This window comes from Maribacter sp. Hel_I_7, from assembly GCF_000688315.1.
Classification (GTDB): domain Bacteria; phylum Bacteroidota; class Bacteroidia; order Flavobacteriales; family Flavobacteriaceae; genus Maribacter; species Maribacter stanieri.
Genome location: NZ_JHZW01000003.1, coordinates 2,127,938 through 2,147,371, shown reverse-complemented (window position 1 = coordinate 2,147,371; position 19,434 = coordinate 2,127,938). Strand labels below are relative to the sequence as shown.

The 19,434-nt window shown below is 34.8% G+C and carries 17 protein-coding genes; 7 read left to right on the top strand and 10 right to left on the bottom strand.

Annotation, left to right across the window (positions count from 1 at the left end; genetic code table 11):
* Positions 1–43 precede the first annotated feature (43 nt).
* Both P178_RS0120975 and P178_RS0120970 read left to right on the top strand, forming a co-directional pair.
* A complete protein-coding gene (locus P178_RS0120975) occupies positions 44–1,129 on the top strand; it encodes an aminotransferase class V-fold PLP-dependent enzyme (protein WP_027068087.1) in 1,086 nt (361 codons plus the stop codon).
* A gap of 148 nt (positions 1,130–1,277) precedes the next feature.
* The gene (locus P178_RS0120970; RefSeq protein WP_027068086.1) at positions 1,278–1,574 is read left to right on the top strand and encodes an isoamylase early set domain-containing protein; all 297 of its coding nucleotides are present in this window, start codon (positions 1,278–1,280) and stop codon (positions 1,572–1,574) included.
* A 72-nt stretch (positions 1,575–1,646) separates the two neighbouring features.
* Here P178_RS0120970 and egtD read toward each other — a convergent pair whose 3' ends face one another.
* The 7 genes from egtD to P178_RS0120935 form a co-directional block, all read right to left on the bottom strand.
* Positions 1,647–2,615, bottom strand: coding sequence for an L-histidine N(alpha)-methyltransferase (gene egtD / locus P178_RS0120965; protein ID WP_027068085.1), 969 nt, complete (start codon positions 2,613–2,615; stop codon positions 1,647–1,649).
* 16 nt (positions 2,616–2,631) lie between these two features.
* The gene (gene egtB, locus P178_RS0120960) at positions 2,632–3,792 is read right to left on the bottom strand and encodes an ergothioneine biosynthesis protein EgtB (protein ID WP_027068084.1); all 1,161 of its coding nucleotides are present in this window, start codon (positions 3,790–3,792) and stop codon (positions 2,632–2,634) included.
* 300 nt (positions 3,793–4,092) lie between these two features.
* A complete protein-coding gene (locus P178_RS0120955) occupies positions 4,093–4,917 on the bottom strand; it encodes a thymidylate synthase (RefSeq protein WP_027068083.1) in 825 nt (274 codons plus the stop codon).
* Between the two features lie 128 nt (positions 4,918–5,045).
* On the bottom strand, positions 5,046–6,506 hold the full coding sequence (locus P178_RS0120950) for a nucleoside transporter C-terminal domain-containing protein (protein ID WP_027068082.1): 1,461 nt from the start codon (positions 6,504–6,506) through the stop codon (positions 5,046–5,048).
* 17 nt (positions 6,507–6,523) lie between these two features.
* Complete coding sequence (locus P178_RS0120945) at positions 6,524–7,153, bottom strand: bifunctional nuclease family protein (RefSeq protein WP_027068081.1); 630 nt, start codon at positions 7,151–7,153, stop codon at positions 6,524–6,526.
* 85 nt (positions 7,154–7,238) lie between these two features.
* Complete coding sequence (locus P178_RS0120940) at positions 7,239–8,207, bottom strand: electron transfer flavoprotein subunit alpha/FixB family protein (protein WP_027068080.1); 969 nt, start codon at positions 8,205–8,207, stop codon at positions 7,239–7,241.
* 37 nt (positions 8,208–8,244) lie between these two features.
* Positions 8,245–8,985, bottom strand: a complete 741-nt coding sequence (locus P178_RS0120935) for an electron transfer flavoprotein subunit beta/FixA family protein (RefSeq protein ID WP_027068079.1) — start codon at positions 8,983–8,985, stop codon at positions 8,245–8,247.
* 174 nt (positions 8,986–9,159) lie between these two features.
* On the opposite strand from P178_RS0120935, the gene P178_RS0120925 reads away from it, so the two are divergent.
* The 4 genes from P178_RS0120925 (at position 9,160) to P178_RS0120910 (ending at position 15,872) form a co-directional block, all read left to right on the top strand.
* The gene (locus P178_RS0120925) at positions 9,160–10,137 is read left to right on the top strand and encodes a pyruvate dehydrogenase complex E1 component subunit beta (protein ID WP_027068078.1); all 978 of its coding nucleotides are present in this window, start codon (positions 9,160–9,162) and stop codon (positions 10,135–10,137) included.
* Positions 10,138–10,241: 104 nt separating this feature from the next.
* A complete protein-coding gene (locus P178_RS0120920) occupies positions 10,242–12,743 on the top strand; it encodes a DUF5686 and carboxypeptidase-like regulatory domain-containing protein (protein WP_027068077.1) in 2,502 nt (833 codons plus the stop codon).
* 72 nt (positions 12,744–12,815) lie between these two features.
* Positions 12,816–13,343 (top strand): inorganic diphosphatase, encoded by a 528-nt coding sequence (locus P178_RS0120915; protein ID WP_027068076.1) that lies wholly within the window; start codon positions 12,816–12,818, stop codon positions 13,341–13,343.
* A gap of 105 nt (positions 13,344–13,448) precedes the next feature.
* Positions 13,449–15,872, top strand: a complete 2,424-nt coding sequence (locus P178_RS0120910) for a sodium-translocating pyrophosphatase (protein WP_027068075.1) — start codon at positions 13,449–13,451, stop codon at positions 15,870–15,872.
* A 60-nt stretch (positions 15,873–15,932) separates the two neighbouring features.
* On the opposite strand, the gene P178_RS0120905 is transcribed toward P178_RS0120910, so the two are convergent.
* Complete coding sequence (locus tag P178_RS0120905; protein ID WP_027068074.1) at positions 15,933–16,634, bottom strand: energy transducer TonB; 702 nt, start codon at positions 16,632–16,634, stop codon at positions 15,933–15,935.
* Between the two features lie 207 nt (positions 16,635–16,841).
* Between P178_RS0120905 and P178_RS0120900 the strand changes: the two genes are divergently transcribed.
* Positions 16,842–17,870, top strand: a complete 1,029-nt coding sequence (locus P178_RS0120900; protein ID WP_316930017.1) for an App1 family protein — start codon at positions 16,842–16,844, stop codon at positions 17,868–17,870.
* Between the two features lie 3 nt (positions 17,871–17,873).
* On the opposite strand, the gene P178_RS22490 is transcribed toward P178_RS0120900, so the two are convergent.
* Together P178_RS22490 and P178_RS0120890 are read right to left on the bottom strand one after the other, a co-directional pair.
* Positions 17,874–18,476, bottom strand: coding sequence for an aminotransferase class IV (locus P178_RS22490; RefSeq protein ID WP_051638387.1), 603 nt, complete (start codon positions 18,474–18,476; stop codon positions 17,874–17,876).
* Positions 18,460–19,434, bottom strand: coding sequence for an aminodeoxychorismate synthase component I (locus P178_RS0120890; protein WP_027068072.1), 975 nt, complete (start codon positions 19,432–19,434; stop codon positions 18,460–18,462). Before P178_RS0120890 ends, P178_RS22490 begins: the two co-directional genes overlap by 17 nt.

Here is a 19,434-nt window from a genome sequence, read left to right as displayed (position 1 = left end):
CTTTGGTATAAAGATACAGGAATTGTACAATACGCTATAACTAATGGAAAAATTTAGAAAGGAATTTCCCGTCTTACGAAAAGGAATATATGCAAATACAGCGGTATATGGTTTGTTGTACGAATCGCTGTTAGATTGGAGACAAGAGCATGATTTGGATTTTCTGATATATGGCAGCGATATGCGAGAGAAATCTTTAAAGGTGGTCTCAGATACTCGTTCAGCAGTGGCTAATTTTTTTAATTGTAAAAGAAATAACGTAGCCTTAGTAAATAATTTCTCAACCGGACTTAACGTATTGTTAGAAGGGTTGGATCAAAAGAAGAAAATACTGCTTATAGAAAACGATTATCCCTCGCTTAATTGGGGTTTTGAGAATAGAGGTTTTGATATCGAATATTTACAAATGACCGCTACCATTGAAGAGCAAATTAAAGATACGGTTGAAAATAAGCATATTGATGTCTTGGCACTTAGTCTAGTACAATGGCTTAACGGGTTTGCTATTGATCTTAATTTTTTGAAAGCATTGAAAAACCAATATCCTAGTTTGATTATCATAGCTGATGGTACACAATTTTGCGGTAGTACTACCTTTGATTTTGATAATTCTGGAATAGATGTTTTAGGGAGCAGTGCTTACAAATGGTTGTTGGCGGGTTATGGAAATGGTTTTATGTTGTTTTCAGACCAAATTAAAGATAAATTTTCAGTGAATAATATTGGCTTTAATGCTGCTGATGGTGATTTGGGTAAAATGGATGCTGTTAGGTTTGCTAAACGTTTTGAGCCTGGTCATCTATCATCTTTGAATTTCGGTAGTTTAAAATTTTCTGTAGAGTATTTCGAAAGAATAGGAATGGATAAAATTTCTGAACATAACCGTAAATTATCTAAGTATGCTAAAGGGGAATTTCAAAAATTAGGGCTTTTGTCAGATGAGGTAGTCGGAAGAAAAAATCACAGTACCATTTTCAATATTAAGGCGAATGCAGCAACTTTTCAAAAATTAATAGACAATGATGTGTTTTGTGCCCAACGGGGAAATGGGGTGCGTTTAAGTTTTCATTTTTATAACACAGAAGCGGACATTGATACAATTGTAAAAATCTTAAAAACAGATAAGTAGAGATTCCTAATAAATTAATTTTGTAGGATTATATTTCATTGAATGATTATTAATTGCCTAATTATTACGGAATTCATAAAAATCTCTTACGTGTTGGAAATGAGTGTTTTATTATGCTAGTTTTGTCTTAAATATTAAATTAATTATCATGGCAATTGCAAAAAAATATCTAAAGACCAAGCCAGTGTGTAAGGTTACTTTTACAGTACCTACCGACGATGCAAAAAAAGTAGCTGTTGTAGGCGATTTCAATAATTGGAACGCAAAAAAGAGCGAATTAAAGAAACAAAAGAATGGTTCTTTCAAAGGAACTTTCGATCTTCCAAAAGAGAATACATTTGAATTCAAATATATTGTGGATGGAGAATACGTTAATGATGCTGAAGCTGATCGTTTTCAATGGAATGATTTTGCTGGATCTGAAAATGCTGTTTTAGAACTGTAAACTAAGTTTGTCAATATAGAAAAAGCCTGCTATTGTAAATAGCAGGCTTTTTTATTAAATACTTATGATGGATTAAACTTTTTTAAAGATACAATTTTTATACCCATATGCCTTAGATTGGTAAGCTGTTGTCATCTCTAGGCCAGATTCTTTTGCAAGCCAATTAATTATTTCATCATCATATTTCTGCGAAATTTCTGTATGTATGGTTTCCCATGACTTAAAAGCTATATTTAAATCTAGTGCTTCAATTCTTACTTTCTGTTCAATTTTGGAAACCAAATAGCTTTTTGCAGAACCTGTTTCAGGATTGTAGACTTCCCAATGCAGAAACTGTTCTAGATCAAAATTTGCATTTAATTCCGTGTTAATTCGTGCAAGTACGTTTTTATTGAATGCAGCAGTAACACCTTCTTGATCATTATAGGCATCTAAAATAGTCTGCGGATTTTTCTTTTGGTCAAATCCCATAAAAAGTAAATCTTCAGGCTCCATTAATTCTTGAATTTTTTTCATAAACCCTTTTGCTTGGTCATGTTTTAAGTTGCCGATATTAGAGCCTAGGAATAAAATTATTTTTCTGTTCTTACGACTATTTATGTCCTCTAATGCTTCAAAATAAGTTCCTTGAAAAGGCTGAACCTTAATTCTTGGTAATTCCTTTTCAATTGAATTATGAAGTTGATTTAATGCATTATCGCTAATGTCGATAGGTATATAAGTGAAATTTACATTTTTGTCACTAAATTCTTTGAGTAGAATTTTGGTTTTTTTACCATCTCCTGCACCAAGTTCAATTAGGTCGAAAACTCCAAATTCGGTGAATAAATTTGTAATTTCCTCTTTATTATCTTCTAAGATTTCATACTCACAGTCCGTTAGATAGTATGTGGGCATAGCCATAATATCTTGAAAAAGCTTGTCACCTTTCTTGTCGTAAAAATACTTGGAAGACAGGTGTTTAGGGTAATCCGTCAAGCCTGTATATACTTCTTTTTCAAACTCAGAGGTACTGGTAAGTGTCGTTTTTATGTCTTGCATACGTTATATGTCGTAATTATTTAGCTAACCTAATACCGGTGAACTGCCATTTTAAATCTGTTTGAAAAAAATTGCGATAGGTATGCCTTGCGTGATTTTTTGGTGTGGCAATAGAACTCCCTCTAAGAACTTTTTGGTTGACCATAAATTTGCCATTATATTCACCTAAGGCACCATCAACTTTTTTATAGTTAGGGTAGGGTAGGTAGGCGCTCTCTGTCCACTCCCAGCGTTGTCCCCAATTAAATAGCTTTTGTGCGGCTTCCCATTCAAATTCAGTAGGTAAACGGCAGTCTTTATATTGAGCAAAGGCAAATGCTTCAAAGTATGAAATATGTGTTACAGGCGCTTCTAAATCTACCTTGGTTAATCCTTTAAGACTATAGTAATGCCAGTCTCCATCAATCATGTGCCAATATAAAGGTGAGGTAATTTTATTTTGTTGAACCCAATCCCAACCTGCGGCATGCCAAAGGTCAAAACGTTTATAACCATCGGCTTTTATGAATTCTAGATATTCGGCATTCGTAACTAGTTTATTTGAAATTTGATAGTCATGTATATAAACTTTGTGCCTGCCTAATTCATTATCAAAACAAAAATCAGTAGAATTATGACCTATTTCATAAATACCTTCACTCATTCCAATCCAATTTTGAACTTCCTTTTCGGTAGTGTATTCTTGGATAGAATCAGAGTATTTCGGTAAAAGAGGATTATTCCCTAAAATATATTTAATATCTGTAAGAAGTAATTCTTGATGTTGTTTTTCATGATGTATTCCTATTTCTAGAACATTTAAAAGTGTGCTGTTGTAGTTTGTTTCTAGCAACTTGTTCATCGCTTCGGTAACATAATGCCTGTATTCGTACACCTTCTTTACAGAAGGTCTGGATAGGTTGCCACGGTCTGCTCGAACAACACGTTTACCCACGGTTTCGTAGTAGCTATTGAATACGAAAGAAAAATCTTCGTCAAAAATTTGATATGATTTATCGTATGTTTTTAGAATAAATTCTTCAAAAAACCATGTTGTATGACCTAGATGCCATTTTGGAGGGGAAACGTCAATTATCGGTTGTACCACATAATCTTCAATTTCAAGAGGCTTACAAATAACCTCGGTATGGGCTCTAGTTTCTAAAAAGAAATCTAAGAGCGTATCAGTACTAACCATGAAAACAATTTTTATTGTAAGATAAATAAAAATGGTCAAACGGAATTAGCCCGATAAATTAAGAAATTGATACTATTAAAGCTTGGAGTTAATGGGGACACAATACGGCATCTTTACGGGAAGAGTATTTTGAAAACTGAGTTGAAATTTTACTAGTAGATTAATATTACTATTTACCTCGTTATCTAAAATAAGACGGGGTCTATTGAGTTTGCCAATAGGTGCTCTATTAGGAAGTTAGTTAATTGCTAAAATAAAACAGTTGGTCAGAATATAAAAAATTGTTTTAAGACTCATTGCTTATATAGCCACTTTCCCTTTTATATGAGGATGCGGATTATAATCTTCTAATGAAAAATCTTCGAATTTAAAATCAAAAATATCTTTCACATCAGGATTTATATTCATTTTTGGCAATGCTCTAGGTTCTCTGCTTAATTGCAACTCTACCTGCTCCATATGGTTATTGTAAATATGCGCGTCACCAAAAGTGTGAATAAAATCGCCAGCTTCATAGCCACATACTTGAGCCATCATCATGGTAAATAATGCGTAGGATGCAATATTGAATGGTACACCTAAAAAGATATCTGCACTACGTTGGTATAATTGGCAAGATAGTTTGCCATCTGCAACATAAAATTGAAAGAATGCGTGGCAAGGAGGTAATGCGGCTTTACCATCTGCTACATTTTCAGAAAAAGTTTTAGAATTATCTGGTAATACACTGGGGTTCCAGGCAGAGACTAACATTCTTCTACTGTTAGGATTCGTTTTTAATGAGTGGATAACTTCCTTGATCTGGTCAATTTCATCATTGTTCCAGTTGCGCCATTGATGACCGTAAACAGGACCTAAGTCTCCATTTTCATCAGCCCATTCATTCCAAATACGAACACCGTTTTCTTGTAAATACTTAATATTGGTGTCACCTTTCAGAAACCAAAGTAACTCATATACGATAGATTTTAAATGCAGTTTTTTAGTAGTGACCATAGGGAAACCTTCGCTGAGGTCAAATCTCATCTGATACCCAAAAACACTTTTAGTTCCGGTTCCTGTACGGTCTCCTTTTTGGTTTCCTTCTTTAAGAACATGTTTTAAAAGGTCGTGGTATTGTTTCATAGAGATATTATTATATAAACGCTAAAAAAACTAGATAGGCGCACTGCAAAAATACCATTTAGATGAATTTTTGAACAGAAATAGTAATAAGGGTTATTAGAATTTATTAACTAAAATAACATATTGGATTATCCTAAAATCATACCGGCAATGGTAGCGGAAAGTAAAGATGCTAAAGAGCCACCAAGTACAGCCTTCATGCCGAATTCAGATAAAGTTTTTCTTTGCCCCGGGGCAAGTGATCCAATGCCACCAATTTGAATACCTATAGATGCAAAGTTTGCAAAACCACATAACATATAAGTGGCCATAATAACAGACTTGTTGAACTTTAAATGTGGTAAAGTGCTAAGGTCTTTAAGTTCTGCCAATTGCACATAGCCTACAAATTCGCTTGCTACCAATTTAATACCGAGTAATTGACCCATGAGCATTATATCTTCGTCGGCGACGCCAATTAACCACATTAATGGAGCGAATACAGTCCCTAAAATTGCTTCAAGCGAGAATTTAGAATAGGAAGTATTGTCCGCTATCCAGCCATTTAAGTGGGTTAAGTCTCCTGTCCACTCTAGAATACCGTTAACCATTGCAATAATGGCTACGAATACTAAAAGCATTGCACCAACATTAACTGCTAGTCTTAAGCCTTCAGTAGTTCCATTTGATATGGCATCCAATACATTGGCTCCAATTTTTTCAGAAGATACATGAACATCACTATTTACTTCTTCAGTTTGTGGGTATAACATTTTAGATATTACGATTGCTCCTGGTGCAGCCATCACGGAAGCGGCTAATAAATGCTTGGCAAATACCAATTGTAGCAATTCATCTTCACCACCTAAAAATCCTATATAAGCAGCTAAAACTGCACCAGCAAGAGTTGCCATACCGCCAATCATGACTAATAGAATCTCTGATTTGGTCATTTTTTCTAGATATGCTTTTATCAATAAAGGAGCTTCGGTTTGTCCGAGAAATATATTTCCGGCAATAGAAAGACTCTCAGGTCCTGAAATACCCAGGGTTTTGGAAAGTGCCCAAGCAAGCCACTTTACCACTTTTTGTATCAATCCTAAATAGAATAATAAAGAGGTTAATGCAGAGAAAAATATGATAGTAGGCAGTACTTGAAAAGCGAAAATATATCCGAAGGTTCCTGTATCTACTACAAGACCTTCAAATAGAAATTTACTACCTGCGCGGGTAAATTCTAAGATACTCACAAAGATTCTTCCTATTTGCTCAAAAACCAATTGTACAAATGGTATTTTAAGAACACCGATGGCAATTACCAATTGTAGTGCCAGACCTATACCAACCGTTTTCCAATTAATGGCTCTTCTGTTAGAACTGAATAAAAATGCTAGAAGTAGTAAGACCGCCATACCAAGAATTCCTCTTCCAAGGCTGTTGATGGAAAATCCCTCACTAGTTTCCATACCCATAACACCGGCAGTAGCTACATCTTCAACCAAAGTAGTGTCAGCTGTACTTTCTAAAGGTGTATTAATGTCTACGTCTTGAGCAAATGTAAATGCGGTAAGAATTAGTGCAAAAATTAGCAACCATTTGCCTTTTTTCATAAACTATAATTTAGTGTTTAGTTGCGTTTAGAGATTTCATCTCTCAATTTAGCCGCTTTTTCGTAGTCTTCGTTGGTGACAGCTTTTTTCAATTCAGCTTCCAATTCGTCTATAGTAAGTTCTGTATAGCCGTCAGATGCACCAGATTCTATTTCAATGGTTTCCCCTTCTTGCAATATTTCATCAACCATAATACTATCGTCACTATCTTTTTGATCCTTTTCTTTAGAAGAGAATTTTAAGAAGATACCGGCTTTATCCAATATAGTTTTATAAGTGAAAATAGGGGCGTTGAAACGTAACGCCAACGCTATGGCATCACTAGTTCTTGCGTCAATTATTTCTTCAATACCATCTCTCTCACAGATAATACTGGAGTAAAATACTCCATCTACTAATTTATGAATTATAACCTGTTTGATTACAATATCAAACCTGTCAGAGAAATTCTTAAATAAATCGTGGGTTAAAGGTCTTGGTGGTTTTATTTCTTTTTCCAAAGCAATAGCAATGGATTGAGCTTCAAAAGCGCCAATGACAATAGGAAGCTTTCTGTCGCCCTCAACTTCGTTCAAAATAAGTGCGTATGCACCATTTTGAGTTTGGCTGTAAGAGATACCTTTTATTTTTAATCGTACTAGACTCATAGGTTTTTAACTAAAAAAGGCTGTTCGAATACTTGGGGCTCCAACTATTCGAACAGCCCTTTAAGGGGCACAAAATAACAAAAATTTAGCCGTTTTGCGCTTTAAAATCCTTTAATTTTTCAATCAATTGAGGAACTACTTCAAAGGCGTCACCAACAATTCCGTAATCAGCGGCTTTAAAGAATGGTGCTTCTGGGTCATTATTAATAACAACTTTCGTTTTTGAAGCACTTACACCTGCTAAATGTTGAATAGCTCCAGAAATACCAATGGCAATGTATAGGTTACTTGCAACAGGCTTCCCTGTTTGCCCTACATGCTCGCCATGAGGTCTCCATCCAAGATCGGATACCGGTTTAGAGCAAGCTGTCGCTGCACCTAAAACATCGGCTAATTCTTCGATCATCCCCCAGTTTTCAGGACCTTTCATTCCTCTACCAGCAGAAACTACAATGTCTGCATCTGCAATGGTAGCCTTACCTACAACTTTATCGATTTCAACCGATTTAGTATCATTGGTAGCGCTCCCTGCAGTACCACTAATATCTTCAACAGAAACATCTACCTTGTTTTCGTGTGCGCCAAAAGCGTTATTTGAAACACCTACTATTTTAATATCGGTATCTATTTGTGTGTGGGCAAATCCTTTATTACTGAAAGCTGTTCTTTTAACCGTAAATGGAGATGTGCTATCTGGGGCCTGAACTACATTTGGTGCATAACCGGCAGATAATTTGGCAGATAATAACGGTGCTAAATATTTTGTATCAGTACTAGAGCTAAGAATAACAACTTTTGCATCTGTACTTTTAACAGCTTCTGCAATAGATGCAGCATATGCACCAGCATTAAAAGTTGTTAATGAGTCATCTGCTACATTCATTACTTTAGAAACTCCATACTCACCAAGAGAATCATTCTCGGTACTGTTGAAAGCTATCGCGGTAACGGTAGTGTCCATCATTTTGGCCACTGCCGAAGCATAAGAAGCGGCTTCGAACGCATTCTTTTTAAACTTTCCTTTTTCTGATTCTGTATATACTAAAACTGACATGTTTTTTGTTTTTTAATTAGTACCTATAAATAGGTTATTAAATGACTTTTGCTTCATTATGTAGCAAATCAACCAATTGATCCACGCTGTCGGCAAGTTTAACTTGTCCTTTAGGTGCTGGTTTGTCGAATTTTTTATCTTCAGTAGCTTTAAGTCCATCAACGGGTTCAACTACAGATAAACTTTTCTTTCTTGCCATCATAATACCACGCATATTAGGTATGCGAAGATCACTTTCCTCAACAAGACCTTTTTGACCACCAACTACAAGAGGGAGTGCGCTGCTTAATTTTTCTTTTCCACCATCAATTTCTCGTACTGCGGTAACATTGTTGCCGTCAATTTCAAGATTTATACAAGAATTAATGAAATTCATATTTGTCAAAGAAGCTAAAATTCCTGGTACCATTCCACCATTGTAATCAATAGATTCTCTACCGCCAATTACAAGGTCGTAACCACCGTTTTTAACTACTTCTGCAAGTTGTTGTGCAACATAAAAACCATCTGTAGGTTCTGCGTTAATTCTAAAAGCTTCATCTGCACCAATGGCAAGAGCTTTACGCATTGTTGGTTCAACACTAGGGCCGCCAACAGTAGCAATATGTACTGTAGCACCTTGTTTTTCTTTAAACCACATAGCTCTAGTCAAGCCGAATTCATCATTTGGGTTGATTACAAATTGTACACCATTAGTGTCAAATTTAGTATCACCATCTGTGAAATTTATCTTAGATGTGGTATCTGGAACATTACTTATACAAACTAATATCTTCATGTGTAAATAAACTTTATATCAATGACCACGAAGATAGCTATTTAAATCCTAATTTACTATGCATGCATAGTAAATTTTATAACTTTTTTTAAATCTGGCATTCTATTTTTTGATATTATATTTCCTATTTTTGCTTGCTTTCTAGCATATAACAAAGAATAATATTTACCATACATGAAAACACTACAATTTAGGCAAGCAATAGCCGAGGCCATGTCCGAAGAAATGAGGAAGGATGAATCTATCTATTTAATGGGTGAAGAGGTAGCGGAATATAATGGCGCTTATAAGGCTTCCAAGGGTATGTTGGATGAGTTTGGCCCTAAGAGGGTTATAGATACTCCAATTTCTGAACTTGGTTTTGCGGGAATAGGAGTTGGTTCTACTATGACGGGTAATAGACCTATTATAGAATTCATGACCTTCAACTTTGCGTTAGTAGGTATCGATCAAATTATAAATAATGCAGCTAAAATTAGACAAATGTCTGGAGGGCAATTTCCTTGTCCAATAGTATTTAGAGGTCCTACAGGTTCTGCAGGTCAATTGGCGGCAACGCACTCACAAGCTTTTGAGAGTTGGTATGCCAACTGTCCGGGTTTAAAAGTTGTTGTTCCTTCTAACCCAGCGGATGCTAAGGGATTGTTGAAAGCGGCAATACGTGATAACGACCCTGTAATATTTATGGAGTCTGAGCAAATGTATGGTGATAAAGGTGAAGTGCCAGAAGGTGATTACACTATTCCATTAGGTGTTGCTGATATTCGTAGAGAAGGTAAAGATGTTACTATAGTTTCTTTTGGTAAGATTATAAAGGAAGCCGACAAAGCTGCCGATGAATTGGAGAAAGAAGGTATTAGTTGTGAGATTATAGATTTACGTACCGTTAAGCCTTTAGATTATGAGGCGGTATTAAAATCTGTTAAAAAGACAAATAGATTAGTGATTTTAGAAGAAGCTTGGCCATTTGGTAACGTTGCTACAGAAATTACATATCATATACAAGCACATGCATTTGATTATTTAGACGCACCTGTTGTTAAAATAAATACTGCTGATACACCGGCACCTTATTCTCCTGTATTATTAGAGGAGTGGTTGCCAAATTACAAAGATGTTGTTGACGCTGTCAAAAAAGTTTTATACAAATAGGATACAATTTTGTAAAGTACTTTAGCTTCTCCGACCAAGTCTGGAGAAGCTTTTTTTATTAGTATGTTATTTGATCAAGATTTTTTATTAAAAGAATTATTTTAATGAGAGGGATATTATTCACATTCTTAAGCCTATGTTTTTTCATAGCGCAGGGTCAGACCAAAATTGGTGGCATTGTCATCGATGAACAGGGTGATCCGGTATCCTTTGCAAACGTATTCTTCAAAAATTCTACAGAAGGTACCATCACAAATGATGATGGTAGGTTCTATTTAGAATCGGAAAATAATTATTCTACGGCAATTATTTCTTTTATAGGTTATACTGAATATGAACTTCAGTTAGAAAGTAAGGTCACTTATGACTTAAAGATAACCCTTTTAGAAGCTGCGGAACAGTTGAACGAAGTGGTCTTAATTGCTGGTAAACAGTCAAAAAAGAACAATCCGGCGGTAGATATTCTTAGGAAAATCTGGGCTAAGAAACGTCAAAATGGTGTACGGCAGTTCAATCAATATGCTTATGATAAATATGAAAAGGTTGAGTTTGATTTAAATACAATTGATAGTTCATTAATTAAGAGTAAAATATTCAAAGGTTTAGAGTTTGTTTTTCAAGATTTAGATACCTCACGTGTAACGGGTAAAACTTATTTGCCTATTTTCTTAAATGAAACTTTTTCAAAAGTTTACGGAGATAATAAAATTAAAGAAGAGAAAGAGGAAGTACTTGGTAATAAGAATTCTGGTTTCGAAAACAATCAGGCAATAATAGCTTTCGTAAAAGATTTGTACCAAGAGTATGATGTGTATAATAATTACTTAAAATTCTTTGATAAAAGTTTCACTAGTCCGTTATCAAAAACCGGCGTAGATGTTTACAACTATGCCTTAAGGGATAGTGCTTACATTGATAATAAATGGTGTTATAATATAGTATACTATCCACGTCGAAAAAACGAGTTGACCTTTAAAGGAGATTTTTGGGTAAATGATTCTACTTGGGCGGTAAAAAATATAAATCTACAAGTAACAAAAAGTGCCAATATTAACTGGGTAAAGGAAATTTATATAGAGCAAGATTTTGATGTTGTAAATGATTCTGTTTTTCTTTTGAAAAGAGATTATATGTTGAGTGATTTCAGCTTTAATAAAAAAGAAGAATCTAAGGGATTGTACGGCAAACGTACATCTGTTTACGATAATTATGAATTCGATAAACCTAGACCAAGGGAAGTTTACCGTAAGGATAGAAATCCGTTAGATGTTACACAGATAATAAAGGATGATGCGTTTTGGGAAAAGAATAGGTTAGAGAGCTTAAATAAGGATGAACAGGGGATTTATAAATTGCTAGACACGCTTAAAACGGTTCCCAAATTTAAGACCTACTATAATTTCATAAGTATTTTAGGTTCTGGTTATGTAGAGGTTGATAAATGGAATTTGGATTTAGGCTCTGTCTATGATTTTTTTGGATATAATACAGCGGAAGGAGCAAGGGTAAGGCTAGGGGCAAGAACTTATTATGGGCAAAATGACCTTTGGCGTATAGAAGGCTACACTGCATATGGCTTTAAAGATCATAAATTTAAACATGGTCTGGCAGGAAAAATGCTTTTGGATAAAAACAGTAGGTTAATAGTTTCTGGGGGTAATCGAAGAGATATAGAACAGCTTGGGGTAAGTTTAACGGCAACTAATGATGTTCTTGGGCGAAGTATTGCTTCTTCTTCATTATTGACGGTAGGTGCAAATAATAGGTTGACGAATATTAATCTAAGTGCGCTTAATTTTGAGATTGAACCATTAACGAATTTAAAGCTGTCTGTTGGAGGTACGTTTAGAACCTTAAGTTCTGCTTTGCCAAACGATTTTAGTTTAGATTATGTTGATCCAGAATCTGCAACAGGAGTTTCGTCAGAAATACGTCAATTTGATTTCAATGCAATTGTTCTATATACTCCTGGTAAAAAGACAATTGGTTTTGGGGTAGAACGTAGAGATGTAAATGATACCTATAGTACTCTTTTGTTGAACTATACAAAAGGCACAAAAGGTGTGCTGGATAGCGATTTCGATTACGATAAGCTTCAGTTTTCATATAGTCAACCATGGCAATTAGGTGGTTTTGGTAGATTGTTAAGTATGGTTGAGCTTGGTAAAACATTTGGTGAAGTTCCTTTGGGACTTTTAAGTGTTGTACCTGGTAACCAAACATTTTTCTCTAACTATGGTACCTTTCCAAATTTAGATTTTTATGAATTTGTAACCGATACTTATGCGGCGGTTCATTTGCAACATAATTTTAATGGTAGATTTTTCTCAAGAATTCCTTTTCTTAGGAAATATAATTTAAGGGAAATCGTAGCTTTGCGCGGAGTATGGGGAGACCTGTCTGATGAGAATAAAGCGTTAAGCGCTCCGGCAACTTTAAATACACCGTTAAACGCTCCGTCAGATAAAATATATTATGAATATTCTTTTGGAATAGGAAACATATTTAAAGTATTTAGATTGGATTTCAATTTTAGAGGAAATTATTTAGAAAATCCAGATGCCAGAAAGTTCGGAGTTACCGGTACATTTGGATTTGTATTTTAATTCGATTAATTTTTACAATTATAACAACTAAGCAACGTTTCATAACAAACTATAAATTAAACAATTTTAAATATGGCAGCAGCAAAAGGCTTAACCTTTGATGTTTTAATAGAAATTCCGAAAGGAAGCAGAAACAAGTACGAATACGATTTTGATTTACATAAAATTCGTTTTGACCGTATGTTATTTTCTTCAATGATGTACCCTGGAGATTACGGTTTTATTCCTGAAACTTTGGCTTTAGATAAAGATCCTTTAGATGTGTTGGTAATGGGTACGGAACCTACTTATCCAATGACAGTAATGGAAGTTAAACCTATTGGGGTTTTCCATATGACAGATGAAAAAGGACCAGATGAAAAAATTATCTGTGTACCGGTTTCTGATCCAATTTGGAGTAACAATAACGATATCAGTGATTTAAATCCGCATAGATTAAAAGAAATAGAACATTTCTTTCAAGTGTATAAAGATTTAGAAGAGAAAAAAGTTGATACAGGTGGCTGGAGTAATGCTGAAAAAGCAATAGAAATCTATCACGAATGTGTTAAGAGATATGATGATAGTGAGCATAAAGCAAAGCGCACTTTTGTGATATAAATAATTTTTGACTTTATTTAAGCCACTTTTTTTAATAAAAAGTGGCTTTTTTTATTCTATTCTAATTTACTACATTAGTCGAACTAACAACTAACAATAGATTAAATGGAGTCAATGATGATTTACATGCCAATTCTTATGGCAGTATTAGGCCTAATTTATATGGGCATTAAAAGATCTTGGGTAATGAAACAACATGCCGGAGATGGAAAAATGAAAGAAATTTCAGATTATATTTATGAAGGCGCCTTAGCTTTCTTAAGTGCAGAATATAAGCTTTTGGCTGTATTCGTAGTAATTGTAAGTGTTTTGCTTGCTATTGTTTCTTTCGTAGTGCCAACTACACATTGGTTAATTGTTGTCTCATTTATTTTCGGAGCTATCTTTTCTGCTTTTGCAGGAAATATAGGAATGAAAATCGCTACAAAAACAAACGTTCGTACAACACAGGCAGCCCGTACAAGTTTACCTAACGCATTAAAGATTTCTTTTGGTGGTGGTACGGTAATGGGACTAGGTGTTGCAGGTTTGGCTGTACTTGGACTTACTGTATTTTTTATCGCGTTTTTTCAATTCTTTATGGGAGGTGTTTGGACATCTACTATGGATATGACTATCGTTTTAGAAACCCTTGCAGGTTTCTCTTTAGGAGCAGAGTCAATAGCATTATTTGCACGTGTAGGTGGTGGTATTTATACCAAAGCTGCCGATGTAGGTGCAGATTTAGTAGGAAAAGTAGAAGCAGGGATTCCAGAAGATGATCCACGTAATCCTGCTACAATTGCAGATAATGTAGGTGATAATGTAGGTGATGTTGCGGGTATGGGAGCAGATTTATTTGGGTCTTATGTAGCAACAGTGTTAGCTGCCATGGTTTTGGGAAATTATGTTATTAAAGATATGGGTGGTAGTATTTCTGATGCTTTTGGTGGTATTGGTCCTATTCTATTACCAATGGCAATTGCAGGTGTAGGAATCATAATTTCTATCATCGGTACTATGTTGGTGAAAATAAAAGATAACGACGCAAAGGAAGCTCAAGTTATGGGAGCTTTAAATATAGGTAACTGGACATCAATTATTCTTGTTGCTATTTCATGTTACGGATTGGTGACATGGATGTTGCCTGAAACTATGAAAATGGAGTTCTTTGGTGAAGGGGTATTGGAAATATCTTCTATGAGGGTATTCTATGCTACTTTGGTAGGTTTAATTGTAGGTGCGGTAATTTCTTCGGTGACAGAATATTATACGGGTCTTGGTAAACCTCCTATTTTAAAAATTGTACAACAATCTAGTACAGGTGCAGGTACCAATATTATTGCTGGTTTGGCTACGGGAATGATCTCTACTTTCCCTTCTGTGTTATTGTTTGCTGGTGCTATTTGGGCATCTTATGCCTTTGCTGGTTTTTACGGTGTTGCATTAGCGGCATCTGCAATGATGGCAACTACGGCTATGCAATTGGCTATTGATGCTTTCGGACCAATTTCGGATAATGCTGGTGGTATAGCTGAAATGAGCGAACAAGAACCAATTGTAAGAGAAAGAACAGATATTTTAGATTCAGTGGGTAATACTACTGCTGCAACTGGAAAAGGTTTTGCCATCGCTTCGGCGGCATTAACGTCTTTAGCATTGTTTGCAGCTTATGTAACTTTTACGGGAATTGACGGAATCAACATTTTTAAAGCTCCGGTATTGGCCATGTTATTTGTAGGTGGTATGGTGCCTGTAGTATTCTCGGCATTAGCTATGAATGCAGTAGGTAAAGCGGCAATGGAAATGGTGCAGGAAGTTAGACGTCAGTTTAAGGAAATTCCGGGAATTATGGAAGGTACTGGGAAACCAGAATATGATAAATGTGTGGCTATCTCTACACAAGCTTCTTTGAAAGAAATGATGTTACCTGGTTTATTGACGATTGGTTTTCCGTTGGTAATCGCATTTTTTCCTATGTTATTTGGAATGAATAAACTGGCGATTGCAGAAATGTTAGGTGGCTATATGGCTGGTGTAACGGTATCTGGTGTATTGTGGGCTATCTTCCAGAACAACGCTGGTGGTGCTTGGGATAACGCAAAGAAATCATTTGAAGCAGGTGTTGAAATTAATGGTGAAATGACTTACAAAGGTTCTGAAGCACATAAGGCAGCAGTAACTGGTGATACTGTTGGTGATCCTTTTAAAGATACTTCTGGTCCTTCAATGAACATCTTAATTAAATTGACTTGTTTAATTGGTTTGGTAATTGCTCCAATATTAGGTGGGCACGCAGAAGAAGGCGTTGCTATGCTGAATAGTACTAATGAGGTTGCTATTGAAATGAATGTAGAAAGTGCAGATCTAGCGGAAGCTATTGTTACATATTCTACAACTGTTAATGGTGAAGCTATAACTGAAAAAGTAGTCTTTAACGGAACAAAAGTAGAAGTTGAGGCTCAACTAGTTGAATTCGAAAAAGCGAATGGTGAGAAAAAAGGAACTGCGACGGAAGTAACTATAGAAAAAGTAGAGATTAATAAGTAATTTATTTACATTCAATATATAAAAACCATCAGCAAAGCTGATGGTTTTTTTGTTTTAGAGCTATTGTAATTGAAATGTTATCGGAATAGCGAAAGAAACTTTTACGGCTGAACCTCTTTGTTTACCAGGAGTCATTTTTGGCAGTTTAGACAAAATTCTAACAGCTTCTTTTTCTAGTACATCATGCGGGCCTCTTTTTCGAATAGTACCGATAGTACCATCATTGTTGATCATAAATGTAGTATTGACTCTACCTTCAATGTTCATTTCTTGGGCTAATTCTGGGTAGCGAAAGTTTTTGCGAATATGCTTTTGCATCATCTCATTAAAACAGGCTCTTTTATCTTTTTCATTCTCACAACCAGGAAAAACAGGAACTTCTTCAATTGTACTCCAGATAACTTTCACCTCTTCCTCTTCTTCTACAACTTCAAAATCTTTAACGTCTACAATCTCGGTTTCGATGTTGACTTCAATAGCTATGATTTCTGTTTCTTCAACCTCTGTATCATTCTCTTCAATTTTTATTTCTTGAGGTAAAACTTGTTTTATTTTGGGTTGTTCAATTTCAAATTTTTCAATATGTTCTTCTTCAATTCCATCCTCTGGGGTATTCATTGCGAAATCGATATTGATATCCGACTCAAATGATTTCCATTCTAAGGCGGTGTATACCATAGTTAGTACTAATAATAGTCCGACTACAAAGAACATTCCGCTCTTTTTGTTCAGGTCTTTCTGTGGATTCTTTTTTGGTTTCATAATGTTAAAATTTAGACTTGTGTAAACAAGTAGGGTTATTATTCATTTTACTTATCTAAATCTATATCAAAGAGCGTTGGTAGAAAATGAGTAATGAGTTAACGCTGCTTTTGAATGAGTGAAAGAGATATTCATTTAAAACAGACGCACAGAATGATTGTTTGTAGGTAGTAAAATCAATAATTCTTGAAATAAAAATTTTAAAGGTTGCGGAAAGACCGTAATTTTAACGCCATGGGTATTTTTAAGAAAGATAAACTTCAAATTATCAACTTCCAATCATACGGTAATGCTACTCGACTGTACGCGAGAGGTAGGGCTATTGAAGATGAAAATATCGATTTGGACCAAAAAGGTATTTTTAATTTAATGCAGAATACTTGGAAGCGGTTTGAAACTGATGAAATAAAAAACTCCCTAGTTAAGATTACTTTTTCTAATGGTCATACGGTAGAAGGTAAAACCGATAATGATGGTTATTATTTAATTGATGAGCATGTAGAAGGACTGCAGAGTCTTGCAAATGATGAGGGTTGGGTGAATTTTGAGCTGTCTTTTGCGAATACAAAACTAAAAAGGGAAATATTGCTTCAAAATCGTTTTCCTGGCGAAATGTTAATACCAAGCATTCATGCCAAGTTTGGGGTAATTAGTGATATAGACGATACTATTTTACATACTGGAGTAGTGTCTTCTTTAAAATGGAAGGTGATTATCAACACCATGTTTAAAAGGGCAACCAAGCGATTGCAATTGGAAGGAGCATCTGATTTCTACACAAAACTTCATCAGGGAAAAACCGGGCAAGAAGCTAATCCCATATTTTATGTAAGTCACAGTCCGTGGAATTTATATAGATATCTTGAGCTCTTTTTAAAGACGAATAACTTCCCTAAAGGTCCTATATTATTGCGAAGTATGGCAAGTTTTAAAAGGAGGTCTAAAAGTGATGAAAAGCCTCAAAAGCAAAAAGAAATTAATAATTTATTAAAAGCCTATCCTGATCTGCCATTTATCTTAATTGGTGATAGTGGTGAAAAGGATGGGGATATTTATCAAGAAATTTCTACATTATTTCCTGGTAGAATAAAAGCCATTTACCTACGTAGCGTAAATCATTCTAAGCGAATGAAACGAGTTGAAAATCTATTTTCTGACTTTAAGGATATTCCCTTTTTAATGGTGAATAAAACGGAAGAAGCAATTGAACATGCTAAGAAAAACGGTTTCATTTAAAAATTAACCTCTTTGTATGTTAGAAATTGGTACCCATCTAGTATCATCAAAATCATTTAAAGCATTTACTAATTGAAAGCTTTTAAAATTTTGAATGTCACTTTCTAAAATGTGAGCTTCGGTAATTTTGTTATCATCTAAAAGTCTAGCTCTACATGTACCTTGAAGCAATGGGGTAGAAGGCGTAGTTATTAGCTTGCCATCTGTAAAAAGGATGTTAGAGTAAGAGGCGTCTGTAATCAATCCATTTCTTACAATAAGCACATCTTCAGAGTTTCCTCTTTGATCAAAAAGTTGATTTAGTTTTTTACGATTATTCCTTTTTAAAGAATAATTTATGGTGTCATCATTTACTAATTGTAATGATGTAGGTATGCTGTTTTCGTATAAGGAAATAGAATAGCGGGTACCATGTTGCTTGTAGCCAATTCTCAACTTATATTTTAGAGCGTTGTCTAAATTAGTTAAATGAATTCCGTCAAATAAAGAGTAGTTAGGGTGGGTTTTGTATTGTTGAATATAGGAACTTCTAAATCGGGATTCGTGGTAATGTTCATTCTTAATTTGACTATTTTCAATGCAAACAGATTCAAATAATGGGTACATAAATTTTTTCTAAAAGTTCTTGATATTCTTCTTTCATCTCGCTTAAATGGGTAATTCCACCGCCACTTTTGTAAAAAAGCTTTTTGTTGATTTTTTCGATAAACCGAATGCTTACGGCACTGTCAATTTGTTGACCATCAAATATTCCAAAAATACCTGTGTAAAATCCACGTGGCGCAATTTCTGCTTTTGAAATAATATCTAGGGTTTTCTTTTTAGGTGCCCCGCTTATGGAACCTGCTGGTAATGTTTTTAATAATAACGACGAAAATTCATCTTTCCAGTTCTCAGGTAACTTTCCCTGTATTTCGGTACTGGTCTGCAGCAGTTCTTGATTTCCTTTTTTAATCGTGTTTACAAATCTAAACTTATTTACGCTAACATTTTTGGCAATCATAGAAAGATCGTTTCGTATGAGGTCAACAATGGTATTATGTTCGTATAATTCCTTTTTATTAGAAAGTAATAATTCTTCGGCATTGGGCACACTACTATTTATTGTGCCTTTCATAGGATAAGAGAATACGTTGCCGTCCTTAATTTTTAAGTAGCATTCTGGCGAAAAAACAACAAAGTTATCTTTATAGAGAAGCTTATATGGAGCATGTGCTTTTTTGTAAATTTCGTGAAGTTCTACGTTGGTATCAAGCGCGGTAGGAAAAGTAAGGTTTAGCAAAAAACTATTACCATTGTTTAATTCCTGCTTAACCGTGTTAAAGGCCTTCTCATAAATATCTTTAGAAATGAGTGTAGGTTTTAAATCTATAATTTTATCGTCTAACTGATTAAACGTAAGGTCATTGTCATTACTAACACCGTTTATGTTAAAGTAAATTTTTTCTTGTAAAGCCTCTTCAAACGTAAAAACTTGTTTTACAGATTTTTCAAAATCGATAATGAAGAAAAAAGGAGTTTCATCTTGAAGAAAGCGCGTGACTTTTTTTTCAAAATTTTCCAA

Excerpts from the sequence above, each read along its gene's own strand:
- egtD (WP_027068085.1), bottom strand. The coding sequence starts at position 2,615 with ATGCAAGACATAAAAACGACACTTACCAGTACCTCTGAGTTTGAAAAA.
- egtB (WP_027068084.1), bottom strand. The coding sequence starts at position 3,792 with ATGGTTAGTACTGATACGCTCTTAGATTTCTTTTTAGAAACTAGAGCC.
- P178_RS0120955 (WP_027068083.1), bottom strand. The coding sequence starts at position 4,917 with ATGAAACAATACCACGACCTTTTAAAACATGTTCTTAAAGAAGGAAAC.
- P178_RS0120915 (WP_027068076.1), top strand. The coding sequence starts at position 12,816 with ATGGCAGCAGCAAAAGGCTTAACCTTTGATGTTTTAATAGAAATTCCG.
- P178_RS0120940 (WP_027068080.1), bottom strand. The coding sequence starts at position 8,207 with ATGTCAGTTTTAGTATATACAGAATCAGAAAAAGGAAAGTTTAAAAAG.
- P178_RS0120925 (WP_027068078.1), top strand. The coding sequence starts at position 9,160 with ATGAAAACACTACAATTTAGGCAAGCAATAGCCGAGGCCATGTCCGAA.
- P178_RS0120935 (WP_027068079.1), bottom strand. The coding sequence starts at position 8,985 with ATGAAGATATTAGTTTGTATAAGTAATGTTCCAGATACCACATCTAAG.
- P178_RS0120970 (WP_027068086.1), top strand. The coding sequence starts at position 1,278 with ATGGCAATTGCAAAAAAATATCTAAAGACCAAGCCAGTGTGTAAGGTT.
- P178_RS0120945 (WP_027068081.1), bottom strand. The coding sequence starts at position 7,153 with ATGAGTCTAGTACGATTAAAAATAAAAGGTATCTCTTACAGCCAAACT.
- P178_RS0120905 (WP_027068074.1), bottom strand. The coding sequence starts at position 16,634 with ATGAAACCAAAAAAGAATCCACAGAAAGACCTGAACAAAAAGAGCGGA.
- P178_RS22490 (WP_051638387.1), bottom strand. The coding sequence starts at position 18,476 with ATGTACCCATTATTTGAATCTGTTTGCATTGAAAATAGTCAAATTAAG.
- P178_RS0120910 (WP_027068075.1), top strand. The coding sequence starts at position 13,449 with ATGGAGTCAATGATGATTTACATGCCAATTCTTATGGCAGTATTAGGC.
- P178_RS0120920 (WP_027068077.1), top strand. The coding sequence starts at position 10,242 with ATGAGAGGGATATTATTCACATTCTTAAGCCTATGTTTTTTCATAGCG.
- P178_RS0120950 (WP_027068082.1), bottom strand. The coding sequence starts at position 6,506 with ATGAAAAAAGGCAAATGGTTGCTAATTTTTGCACTAATTCTTACCGCA.
- P178_RS0120975 (WP_027068087.1), top strand. The coding sequence starts at position 44 with ATGGAAAAATTTAGAAAGGAATTTCCCGTCTTACGAAAAGGAATATAT.